We start from the raw sequence: 11,404 nt of genomic DNA, 5'->3' as shown, positions 1-11,404 counted from the left end.
CCGTTTTCAAACTTGAAGGTGTTTTTTATTTGTCTCATCTTATGGGGTCAGTCCCCAACTGATGGCTGTTTTTTGTTATTCTTCTCGCAGCTCTTTTCCCATGCCTTTTAAAAACTGAAGGCCGAAGCCGACTGCTCTGTTAATATCAGGGTCGTTCATCGCTTTTAAAAGATCGAGAATGCCGACTTTCTTGTCTTCTTTTAAAAAGCTTTGCGCCTGTTCGGTTCCCGCCATTACGCTTTCTAAAAGCTTGCCTGTAAACGCAGGATCAGCCTTTGTCAAAGCGCCTCCAGCCGCCATCATCGTGTTGATGAGGTTTGTGACAGGCTCGCGAGATACCTGGCCAAGCGCGATTTTGGCGATGTCTTCTTTCGCCCTCAGCATGCTTGCTGCTGCATCAAAGATGCCAAGCTCATTAAGTTCACTCATTAACGTCATGGTTTTCGAGACGGCATCCTCATTTTCCGTCAGCAGCTCCTTCAGCTCCTCGATTTTCTCAAGCTTGATTTGCTCCGCTGTTTTTGTTTCTTTTTTGATCGTTGTAATTGGAGTGGCCATTTTCGTTTCCCCCTTTCATTTAATCAGTCAAATGGACATAACCCGGGCGTTTCCATTTTCTTTCTGCCTCGACGCCGTTTTGCGGATTCCGTTTCTTGTTACGCGGATTTGTTTTAGGAAGCGGTGCGCTTTCGCAGCCTCCAAGCACCTCCATGCGAACCTTCGTCTGTTTGTAAGCAGGCGTGTTCGTGCGTTTATCAGCCGCAGGCCCTGTCAGGAAGTTAATCGCTGAATCCTTGTCTGTCGAGTTCATCGGCAGGTAGAGTTCATTTTTTCGCACACGGTCAGTAATGAGCGCATTTAATTTAACAGCTCCGAACGGAGAAACGAGGCGAACCAGTGAACCGTCACAAATGCCGCGCTCCTGTGCAAGCTCCGGCGATACTTCGACGAATACATTCGGCACTTTGGATTGAATGCCTTTTGATTTATTTGTCATATTTCCTTCATGGAAATGCTCAAGCATCCGGCCGTTATTGATGTGAAGATCATATTCTTCAGGGAAAGCGGCAGGTTCTGTCCAATCAGACAGTGCAAAACGGGCTTTCTTGTCTGGGAAATTAAATCCGTCTTCATACAGAAGCGGCGTGCTTTCACCTGTGAAGCTGCCCCATAGGAAGGTGTTCCAGCCTTCAAGCACCTCATAGCTGGCTTTTCCAAATAGAGGAGAAAGACTCGCCATTTCAGAGAAAATGTCGCTTGGATGGCTGTAGCTCCATCCGGCTCCTAAGCGGTTTGCCACCTCTTGAATAATCCACCAATCCGGTTTCGCGTCTCCAAGTGTCGGAAGCGCTTGATACAATCGCTGCACACGGCGCTCTGTATTGGTAAACGTTCCATCTTTCTCAAGAGATGGAGTGGCAGGCAAGACGACATCGGCATATTGAGCCGTTCTCGACAGGAAAATGTCCTGAACCACGAAGAAATCAAGGCTTGATAAAATATCATGCACATGGTTCGCATTCGAATCGACCAGTGCCATATCTTCACCAACAAGGTACATGGCCTTCATCTTGCCTTCTTCAATGGAATGAAGCATTTGAATATTGTCTAAACCTGGTTTTCCTTCAATCTCCACACCATAAGCCTTTTCAAATTTGGCGCGTGCTTCGTCATCTGTAATATGCTGATATCCCGGAAGCCAGCCTGGCAATGTCCCCATATCGCAAGCGCCTTGAACGTTATTGTGGCCGCGCAGTGGATAAGCGCCGGCACCCGGACGGCGGTAGTTGCCTGTTGCCAGAAGCAGGTTCGAAATCGCTGCTGACGTATCAGAGCCGCCCGTATTTTGAGTAACACCCATTCCCCAAAGAACACAAGTGCCGTCAGCGTCACGAATCATTTCGGCAATTCGAATGATGTTTTCTTTAGAAAGGCCTGTGATGCGTTCCGCATAATCAAGCGTATAGGTTTTAAGTGTTTCTTTATAGTCTTCAAAGTAGTTCACGTTCTCATCAATAAACGCTTGATCATGCCAGCCTTGGTCGATCATATATTTCGTAACGGCCATCAGCCATACTTGGTCTGTACCTTGTTTAGGACTGATGAACAGATCAGACCGCTCAGCCATCTCATTTTTCCGCAGGTCGGCAACGATCAATTTTTGTCCATGGAGCTTGTGTGCACGTTTGACCCGTGTTGCAAGCACCGGATGTCCTTCAGCCGGATTGGCGCCGACGATGATGACGAGTCCGGCCTTGGCAATATCTTTAATCGTGCCGGCGTCACCGCCCATGCCGACCGTACGGAACAACCCGTCTGTAGCAGGAGACTGACAGTAGCGAGAGCAGTTATCGACGTTATTTGTTTCAAATACCTGACGCGCTAATTTTTGGATGACATAGTTTTCTTCATTCGTAATTTTAGAAGAAGAAATGAATCCGACAGAGCCTTTGCCGTATGTCTCTTTAATTGCACCTAATCTGCTTGCGACTAAATCGAGGGCTTCTTCCCAAGATGATTCAACAAAAGCCCCGTTTTTACGGATTAAAGGCTTTGTGATCCGCTCTTCAGAATTGACGAAATCCCAGCCGAATTTCCCTTTGACACATGTAGAAATCGCGTTAACAGGAGCGTCGGAAACAGGCTGGATTTTTAAAATATCCCGTCCTTTTGTCCATACTTCAAAGGAACAGCCGACACCGCAGAACGTACATACCGTTTTTGTTTTTTTCGTTCTTGTTTCACGCATTGCCGCTTCAACTTCAGAAATGGCAAAAATGCTGCTGTACCCCGGTTCAACATTTTTGACAAGGTCAATCATTGGTTCCATGACATCCTGCTTGATGCCCGTCATAAAGCCAGCCTGGCCAAGCATTGATTTTTCCATCAGTGCATTACACGGACAAACCGTGACACATTGGCCGCAGCTGACACAAGAAGATTCGTTGATTGTAACTCCTTCATCCCAAATAACCCGCGGACGTTCGCGTTCCCAGTCGATAGAGAGTGTTTCATTGACTTGAAGGTTCTGACACACCTCAACACACTGGCCGCAGGCGATGCATTGGTTTGGATCATATCGGTAAAACGGGTGAGACATATCAACCGCACAAGAAGGATCTTCTTTTGGCGTATAAGGGTATTTTTGATGCTCGATCCCCATCATTTCCGCTGTATTATGCAGTGTACAGTTCCCATTGTTATTATCGCAAACTGTACAATACAGCAAATGATTTTCAAGAAGGCGGTCCATTGCTTCGGTTTGTGCCTCTTTCACCCGATTTCCCGAAAGATCAATTGACATTCCGTTTTCAGCGACCGTAGAGCATGAACGAACCAGCTTGCCGTCTGCCTCTACAATGCATGTATCGCATGTTTGAATCGGATCAACCTCTGGGACGTGGCAGATTTGCGGATACTCAATCCCATTTTCATTTAAAATATCTAAAATTGTGGCCCCTGCTCGTGCTTGAATTTCTGTTCCGTCAACGCGGACACTGATCGACTTATCGTCCATCATATTCATATTCCCCTCCATCTTTCTTTCAAGAAGTCAAAAAAGCCATGTATAGATACACCTGTCTTTCATTCACAGAAGGTGTAAACACACATGGCGGAATAGTTCACTAGCAAGTCTTACTAACAGACCAATCCTGGATTTTTATAAACCGATAGACTCATAACAAGATCCTATTACAAATCCATCAACACTGCTTTTATTATAAAGTGATATTTATTATAATACAATATGACAGGAAAATTTTAACCAAGTGAAATGTCCTGAGGGGAACCGGGAACGGCCTTTTTTAAGGCAAAATCGGAAGGGGTAATCAGCATGTCAAAGAAAATTCATGAGTTCAATGATATTATTCGAAAACTTCGCAAGGAATTGTTCGGCAAAGGACCTGAACGGATTCACACGGTATTTGTAGATAATATGGCTGTGTCGACGCTCTACGGCAACCTGAGCGCGAGCGAGCAGTTTATCGCCCGCACGCCTGAGGGAAGAGAAATGGTACATGCGGCCCGGACAAGCCTGATTCAAGACCTTTACTCTAAAAAAACGCCGGAAGGAATGGAGGAGCTGATCGGGGCTAAGCTTGTTCATTTGTTTTCTGATATCAAAATTGAAGAAAATATCGCCGTATCTGTTTTTGTCTTTGACCGAAAAATTGACGACCAAAAAGAAGTCCTTTTTAACTAGCATATTTGCCATTGACACAAAATTGTCACATTTGATATGATGTTTTTACTGCAGTTATAGAAGGACAAAAGCAATGGAATGTATGCACGAACTGTATATATTCTCTATCAATATCTTAATTCTGCTTGATGTTGTTGTATGGGTATGCACACAAGTTAGGCAGCATTCAAACACCTGATTGATACAGGTTATTTGAGTGCTGCCTTTTTTGTTGCTTTTCTTTTATAACTGTAAAAATGGAGAAACAATGGGGGCGTATGTAGTATGGGTTTTCGGAAACCGGATGAAATAGCAGAAGCAGCAATTGAAGCAGGGATGAAAAAGGTAAAGCTTCCGCTGCTGTCTCTCTTGGTGCTGGGGTTTTTAGGCGGTGCCTTTATCGCACTCGGTTATTTGCTTGATATCAGGGTGATCGGCGATCTTCCGAAAGAATGGGGAAGCATGTCCAGTTTTATCGGGGCTGCGGTATTTCCTGTAGGACTGATACTTGTGGTTCTTGCAGGGGCTGAGCTGATTACAGGAAATATGATGTCAGTGGCAATGGCGTTATTTTCGAGAAAAATATCACTAAAGGAATTGGCGGTTAATTGGGTGATCGTCACCATTATGAATCTGATCGGCGCTTTGTTTGTTGCTTACTTTTTCGGCCATCTTGTCGGCTTAACCGAAACGGGGCCATATTTGGAAAAGACGATCGCTGTTGCACAAGGCAAGCTTGATATGAGCTTTGGCAAGGTTCTCGTTTCCGGCATCGGCTGTAACTGGCTGGTGTGTCTTGCAGTTTGGCTTTCCTTCGGTGCTCAAGATGGCGCAGGGAAAATTTTTGGCATCTGGTTCCCTGTCATGGCCTTTGTGGCAATCGGATTTCAGCACGTTGTCGCCAACATGTTTGTGATTCCGGCTGCCATTTTTGCAGGCTCATTTACGTGGGGGCAGTTTATCGGAAACCTCATTCCGGCTTTTATCGGCAATGTTATTGGAGGAGCAGTGTTTGTCGGATTCATCTATTTTATCGCATATCATAAGAAAGACCGCTCCAGAAAAGAAATGAAACAGGTATCATAAACAAGGGACAAAGACAGTCGATGAATCACACAATTTACGTCCATTTTTAGAAAAAGATGTTTACAAAATGGAATTTGGTGGATATACTTACAAAGTAAGAAAAAAAGCAAAGGAGGCTGAATCAAAATGACAATGCGACAACGACGCAGACCAGTTAATGGCTCACGCAATGTACAAGGAATTTGTAATGGTTTATTCAGCCTGTGGAAGAGTCCGTGTCCTTCCTTAACCGATGCTTATCGCACGCATTAAATTCGGAATCGTCGGACATACGCAACTCCCCGCAGGCAGTAGAGACATGGGTGTCTTCTTTTGTCTGCGGTTTTTATGTGCCCGCAGCAGGGAGATGCCGCGGGTTATTTCGCTTGGAGCGGACTTTGAAAGGGGGTGAGCGATATGACGATTAACCTATTCTTTTTGACTTTAACGATTAACAAGCGGTTTAAAAGCCCGGAAGAGTTCGAACAAGAACAGCAGATCGAGCAGATTTATGATGAAATGAAAGAATCTCAGCTGAAACATCTTTATTTGACAAACTGGCGCTAATAAAAGGAAACAAAATACAGAAGGGAGAGATGACAAATGCTTAAAATGGAACTATTGATGCATTATACGATGGAGAAGGACCAAGTGTAGCGAATGAAGCTGTCAAGGAAATGCCGTCCTGCATATCATAAAAAAAGCAGCACTTTATGTAAGGGCAGGTGATGGCATGATGAACTTTCAACAAAAAAGGCTGCCGTCGATAGGTCATGGTTATGCATCCATGCCGCATTCCTTCAAACACGGCTATGGCAATCCATTCCGTCAGCAGAGACTGGCGGCGATGCAGCAGCAAAGGCTGTATATGTTCCCATATCATTGGCATTAAAAAGCGGGCGGAAAACATTTTGTTTTCTGCCTTTTTTTGCGAGAAAAAATGAAAATGTTCAGTTCTGTTGAAACATTTCTAAACACATTGCCGTCTAGTTGATATCTTCATTCTGTATAAGAAATGAAGCGATGTTTATTTTTTCAATATAATATATAAGCACATGAAACCAAAAGCAGGTGTTTAAAATGCTAGAAAACAAACTTTATAAACGAGCGAACCTATTGAAATTATTTTCTGGGAAATATAAGCAAACTAAAATAATTGAGCATATGATGATTGATTCTATAGACATACAAGAAAATGACAGAATTTTAGAAATTGGAACCGGAAACGGCTCTGTCTTTAAGACAATAACGGGAAAACTTGAAAAGGGAAGCATAAAAAGCATCGACTCTTCTAAGCGAAAAGTAAGACAGGTATCTCGTGCAATCCAAAAGCAAAAGAAAACAGATCAAGGGGGCATTTTCCATGGTCATCCGGAAAGGATCCCCTTTGAAGACCGTACCTTCAATAAAGTATTTTCTTTACATACGGTTCAGGCTTGTACTGATGTCAGGCTCGCATTAAGAGAGGTTTATCGAGTGCTTCAAATTGACGGCCGATTTTACATCAGTATTAATAACAATGCAGAAAAAAACGAGAAAAAATATATTCAATTGCTGCAAGATCAGCATTTTAGAGACATTTCTGTCATCAGACGCGATTCGTGCCTTTGTATTGTCGCTGTTAAATAAAAAATTTCTCGGGAAATATATCCAGACTTCTGACATTCAGGGATTTGGGTATATTTTCTTAATTTTATATTTTTTGCATAGCATTTATATTAAAAAAAGTTTTTTTCATATAAACTATAAACATAAGAATGGGTAAGAGGTGATTCGAGACAGAGTGGATATCATTTATGAACAAACGGAATGAATGTTCATTCCTAAATGAATCGGAGGTTTTAAGTTTACATGGCATCCGCACTTATCAGTAAATACGATTTGATCATGAAGGCATCGCTCTCGCTTTTTACGGAAAGAGGATTTGATGCCACCACCATCCCAATGATAGCAAAAAGAGCTGAAGTTGGTACAGGCACGATTTATCGCTACTTTGACAGCAAAGAAACACTCGTCAATGTTTTGTTTCAAGAAAGCATTCAGCGTTTTTCAGAAAAGGTAAAGCGAAATTATTCTGAAATGCCTGTCAGAGAGGGCTTTCGCCACATATTTTGCTGTCTCGTTCAATTTACGAAGGAGAGCGACTACGCGCTGTTTTTTCTTGAAACGAAAAAGGATGCTCACTATTTAAATGAAACAAGCAAAAAAATGATAGAAAACCTGACTCAAATGCTTGACGATTTCTTTAACAAGGGAAAAACAGAAGGAGTGATCCGCTCCTTGCCCTCCAATGTATTAATTGCGATTGTATTAGGCGCATTTCTCAAGTTGTATCAGCTTGTGCAACAAGGTGATATAGAGATGAATGCTGATTTGATTTCTGAATTGGAGCAGTGCTGCTGGGACGCGATTAAACTTCATTCATTGACTTCAGAAGAATAAAGAAAGGAAGATGTTTATGAAACAGGCAAGTGCAATACCTCAGCCGAAAACATACGGACCTTTAAAAAACCTCCCGCATTTGGAAAAGGAACAGCTTTCCCAATCCTTATGGCGGATTGCTGATGAGTTAGGGCCGATTTTCCGTTTCGATTTTCCTGGTGTATCCGGCGTTTTCGTATCAGGTCATGAACTCGTTGCTGAAGTGTGTGACGAGAGCCGATTTGACAAAAACCTTGGAAAAGGCTTGCTGAAAGTGCGTGAGTTCGGAGGAGACGGATTGTTTACAAGCTGGACGCACGAGCCGAATTGGCAGAAAGCCCATCGTATTCTGCTGCCGAGCTTCAGTCAAAAAGCAATGAAAGGCTATCATTCTATGATGCTGGATATCGCGACACAGCTGATTCAAAAATGGAGCCGGCTGAATCCGAATGAAGAAATTGACGTGGCGGACGATATGACCCGCCTGACGCTTGATACCATCGGGTTATGCGGATTTAACTATCGGTTTAACAGCTTTTACCGTGATACGCAGCATCCGTTTATCACCAGCATGCTCCGGGCTTTAAAAGAGGGAATGAATCAAACAAAAAGACTGGGCCTGCAGGATAAGATGATGGTCAAAACGAGACAGCAGTTCCAAAAGGATATCGAAGTGATGAATTCGCTGGTTGACAGAATTATAGCAGAGCGAAAAGCAAACCCGGACCAAAACATTAAGGATCTGTTATCGCTCATGCTTTATGCGAAAGATCCTGTAACGGGTGAGACACTGGATGATGAAAACATCAGATATCAAATCATCACGTTTTTAATCGCAGGCCATGAAACAACGAGCGGCTTGCTCTCCTTTGCGATTTACTGCCTGCTTAAACATCCGGAAAAACTTAAAAAAGCTCAGGAGGAAGCCGATCGCGTGTTAACGGAAGACACGCCAGAATATAAACACATTCAGCAGCTGAAATATGTTCGGATGGTTCTCAATGAAACGCTTAGGCTGTATCCGACAGCGCCCGCTTTTTCTCTTTATGCCAAGGAGGATACAGTTTTAGGCGGCGAATACCCTATCAGTAAAGGACAGCCCGTCTCCGTCTTGATCCCAAAACTTCACAGAGATCAAAACGCTTGGGGTGAAGATGCAGAAGATTTTCGTCCGGAACGGTTTGAAAACCCTGAGAATATTCCTCACCATGCGTATAAACCGTTTGGAAACGGCCAGCGGGCATGTATCGGGATGCAGTTTGCGCTTCAAGAAGCGACAATGGTTCTCGGACTTGTATTAAAGCACTTTGAATTGATGAATCACACTGGTTACGAGCTCAAAATCAAAGAGGCATTAACAATTAAACCGGATGATTTTAAAATTACAGTGAAACCAAGGAAAACGGTCCAAATGAATGTTCAGAAAAAAGAACAGACTGGCACCGCGCACGAAACGAAGGAAAACGAGACAAAACCTAAACACGGCACACCTTTACTCGTTCTTTACGGTTCAAACCTCGGCACCGCAGAAGGCATGGCAGGTGAATTGGCAGCTTACGGGCGCCGGCTCGGCTTTACAGCGGAAACTGCACCTCTTGATGATTACATTGGAAAACTCCCCGACCAAGGCGCTGTTGTCATTGTGACTGCCTCATATAACGGGGCGCCGCCTGATAATGCTGCTGGCTTTGTCGAGTGGCTGGGAGAGTTGGAGGAAGGTCAATTAAAGGGTGTTGCCTATGCGATATTTGGCTATGGAAACCGGAGCTGGGCCAGCACGTATCAGCGAATTCCTCGCCTTATCGATGACATGATGGCATCAAAAGGAGCATCACGATTGACATCCATTGGGGAAGGCGATGCGGCCGATGACTTTGAAAGCCATCGCGAGTCTTGGGAGAATCGCTTTTGGAAGGAAACAATGGAAGCCTTTCACGTGAATGAAATAACCGAGAAAGAAACGAAGCCGTCACTATCCATTACATTCCTCAGTGAAGCAACAGAGACACCGCTTGCTAAAGCGTATGGCGCGTTTGAAGGTATCGTTCTTGAAAATCATGAGCTTCAGACAGCAAGCAGTTTGCGTTCGACGCGTCATATAGAATTGGAGCTCCCTGACTCAAAAACGTATAAAGAAGGCGACCACATCGGAATATTGCCGAAAAACAGCCAAGAGCTGGTTCAACGGGTTCTCAACCGATTCGATTTGCAGCCGCAAGCTGTGATAAAAATGAACGGCAGCCCGCATATGGCTCACCTTCCGCTGGATCGGCCGATCAGAGTGATGGAGTTATTATCATCTTACGTAGAGCTGCAGGATTCTGCTTCAAGGCTTCAGCTTCGTGAGCTGGCTTCATATACAGTATGCCCGCCTCATAAAAAAGAGCTGGAATTACTTATATCGAGTGATGAAATGTACAAGGAACATGTTCTGAGAAAACGTGTGACAATGCTGGATCTGTTAGAGGACTATCCGGCCTGTGAAATGCCGTTTGAACGGTTTTTAGAGCTTTTGCCATCACTAAAGCCAAGATATTATTCAATTTCAAGCTCACCGAAGGTCAAAGCAAATAGGGTCAGTATGACGGTGGGAGTTGTAAAGGCCTCAGCTTGGAGCGGACGCGGGGAATATAAGGGCGTTGCATCCAATTACTTAGCCGGACTCCGTCAAGGTGATACGGTTGCCTGTTTCATTCGGACACCGCAATCTGGATTCCAGCTGCCTGATGATCTCCAAACCCCGCTGATTATGGTGGGACCGGGTACAGGAATTGCGCCATTCAGAGGTTTCATCCAGGCCAGATCCGTTCTGAAGAAGGAAGGAAGTGCGCTTGGCGAAGCTCATTTATACTTCGGATGCCGGCGTCCTGATCATGACGATCTTTATAAAGAAGAGCTTGACCAGGCGGAAAAAGCCGGTTTGGTAACAGTCCATCGATGCTATTCACGAATGGAAGACGAACCAAAAGTATATGTTCAGCACTTACTAAAACAAGATGCACAGAAATTAATTTCACTGATCGAAAAAGGTGCGCACGTTTATATATGCGGCGATGGTGCACAAATGGCTCCTGAAGTAGAGAACACACTGCGTGCGGCTTATGAAGCTGACAAAGGAGCAAGTCAGGAAGCGTCAGCAGAATGGCTGAAGAAGCTGCAAGATCAAAAACGTTATGTAAAAGATGTATGGACTGGAATGTAAGTAAAAATAAATCCCGCCAGAGATGGCGGGATTGCTTTAGCATGTGAAAAAAACCGGCACGATATTGAAATCTACTGAAAAGGATGTTATAGGGAGTATCGCGCCGGCCTTGTTATTATTATCGTCCAAAAGATATAAAACTTTAGGTTTTTTTCTGGTTTTTTATAAATAAATAGTTATAAAGTTATATATTTGTATCTTGGAGTTTAATTTTCTAGAAACTTAATCAAGCGTTTTTTCCTTTTTATTCTTGCATCTCATCCTGCCGTTTGAGTTAGAATCGTCGGACTGATTAAAAGCAGGAAGCTGCCAACCGCAAACAGCCATATCCCTGCAGACATTAATTCATCGTAAAAGAAGAAAAAGCTGCCGATGAAAAATAAAAAGCCAATGATAAAATCGTTTACTGTATAGAGAACTTTATATCGTTTTTTGAAAAAAAGCTCGTATCGATTTATTTGCTTTTTCATCTCTTTTTCTGCATTAGCTTCCACGATGATCCCTCCATTCTATATTTGCTTACCCTCACGTAA

General features: G+C 43.7%; 9 protein-coding genes and 1 pseudogene. 7 read left to right on the top strand and 3 right to left on the bottom strand.

Annotation, left to right across the window (positions count from 1 at the left end):
- Positions 1-75 precede the first annotated feature (75 nt).
- Together CJU60_RS07670 and fdhF are read right to left on the bottom strand one after the other, a co-directional pair.
- Entirely contained in the window at positions 76-558 is a 483-nt protein-coding gene (locus CJU60_RS07670) for a helical membrane plugin domain-containing protein (RefSeq protein ID WP_010335090.1), read from the bottom strand.
- Between the two features lie 19 nt (positions 559-577).
- Positions 578-3,520 (bottom strand): formate dehydrogenase subunit alpha, encoded by a 2,943-nt coding sequence (gene fdhF, locus CJU60_RS07665; protein WP_095713422.1) that lies wholly within the window; start codon positions 3,518-3,520, stop codon positions 578-580.
- Between the two features lie 315 nt (positions 3,521-3,835).
- Here fdhF and CJU60_RS07660 point away from each other — a divergent pair, with 315 nt between their 5' ends.
- The 7 genes from CJU60_RS07660 to cypB all read left to right on the top strand — a co-directional run bounded on the left by CJU60_RS07660 (position 3,836) and on the right by cypB (position 10,871).
- Positions 3,836-4,204, top strand: a complete 369-nt coding sequence (locus CJU60_RS07660; protein WP_024122287.1) for a Na-translocating system protein MpsC family protein — start codon at positions 3,836-3,838, stop codon at positions 4,202-4,204.
- A gap of 264 nt (positions 4,205-4,468) precedes the next feature.
- Positions 4,469-5,269, top strand: a complete 801-nt coding sequence (locus tag CJU60_RS07655; RefSeq protein WP_095713420.1) for a formate/nitrite transporter family protein — start codon at positions 4,469-4,471, stop codon at positions 5,267-5,269.
- Between the two features lie 396 nt (positions 5,270-5,665).
- Positions 5,666-5,815, top strand: a complete 150-nt coding sequence (locus tag CJU60_RS07650; protein WP_024122284.1) for a YrzI family small protein — start codon at positions 5,666-5,668, stop codon at positions 5,813-5,815.
- Between the two features lie 166 nt (positions 5,816-5,981).
- Positions 5,982-6,140: a hypothetical protein gene (locus CJU60_RS21360; protein ID WP_125825436.1), complete on the top strand. Its 159-nt coding sequence runs from the start codon at positions 5,982-5,984 to the stop codon at positions 6,138-6,140.
- Between the two features lie 188 nt (positions 6,141-6,328).
- Complete coding sequence (locus tag CJU60_RS07645) at positions 6,329-6,877, top strand: class I SAM-dependent methyltransferase (RefSeq protein WP_095713419.1); 549 nt, start codon at positions 6,329-6,331, stop codon at positions 6,875-6,877.
- Between the two features lie 222 nt (positions 6,878-7,099).
- Positions 7,100-7,690 (top strand): transcriptional regulator FatR, encoded by a 591-nt coding sequence (fatR, locus tag CJU60_RS07640; protein ID WP_024122281.1) that lies wholly within the window; start codon positions 7,100-7,102, stop codon positions 7,688-7,690.
- Between the two features lie 16 nt (positions 7,691-7,706).
- Positions 7,707-10,871 (top strand): bifunctional cytochrome P450/NADPH--P450 reductase CypB, encoded by a 3,165-nt coding sequence (cypB, locus tag CJU60_RS07635; protein WP_095713418.1) that lies wholly within the window; start codon positions 7,707-7,709, stop codon positions 10,869-10,871.
- Positions 10,872-11,149: 278 nt separating this feature from the next.
- On the opposite strand, the pseudogene CJU60_RS07630 reads toward cypB, so the two are convergent.
- Positions 11,150-11,341, bottom strand: a pseudogene (locus tag CJU60_RS07630) (YrhK family protein); the annotation flags it as partial.
- Positions 11,342-11,404 lie beyond the last annotated feature (63 nt).

Origin of the sequence: Bacillus sp. 7705b (genome assembly GCF_002289525.1) — a bacterium.
In the GTDB taxonomy this organism is placed as follows: Bacteria; Bacillota; Bacilli; order Bacillales; family Bacillaceae; genus Bacillus; species Bacillus halotolerans.
Note: the sequence above shows the minus strand (reverse complement) of the source record. Positions and strands in the feature narration are given on the sequence as shown.

What these genes read in the sequence shown, in the direction of transcription:
- fdhF (WP_095713422.1), bottom strand. Translation starts at nt 3,520, where the DNA reads ATGATGGACGATAAGTCGATCAGTGTCCGCGTTGACGGAACAGAAATT.
- CJU60_RS07670 (WP_010335090.1), bottom strand. Translation starts at nt 558, where the DNA reads ATGGCCACTCCAATTACAACGATCAAAAAAGAAACAAAAACAGCGGAG.
- cypB (WP_095713418.1), top strand. Translation starts at nt 7,707, where the DNA reads ATGAAACAGGCAAGTGCAATACCTCAGCCGAAAACATACGGACCTTTA.
- fatR (WP_024122281.1), top strand. Translation starts at nt 7,100, where the DNA reads ATGGCATCCGCACTTATCAGTAAATACGATTTGATCATGAAGGCATCG.
- CJU60_RS07660 (WP_024122287.1), top strand. Translation starts at nt 3,836, where the DNA reads ATGTCAAAGAAAATTCATGAGTTCAATGATATTATTCGAAAACTTCGC.
- CJU60_RS21360 (WP_125825436.1), top strand. Translation starts at nt 5,982, where the DNA reads ATGATGAACTTTCAACAAAAAAGGCTGCCGTCGATAGGTCATGGTTAT.
- CJU60_RS07650 (WP_024122284.1), top strand. Translation starts at nt 5,666, where the DNA reads ATGACGATTAACCTATTCTTTTTGACTTTAACGATTAACAAGCGGTTT.
- CJU60_RS07645 (WP_095713419.1), top strand. Translation starts at nt 6,329, where the DNA reads ATGCTAGAAAACAAACTTTATAAACGAGCGAACCTATTGAAATTATTT.
- CJU60_RS07655 (WP_095713420.1), top strand. Translation starts at nt 4,469, where the DNA reads ATGGGTTTTCGGAAACCGGATGAAATAGCAGAAGCAGCAATTGAAGCA.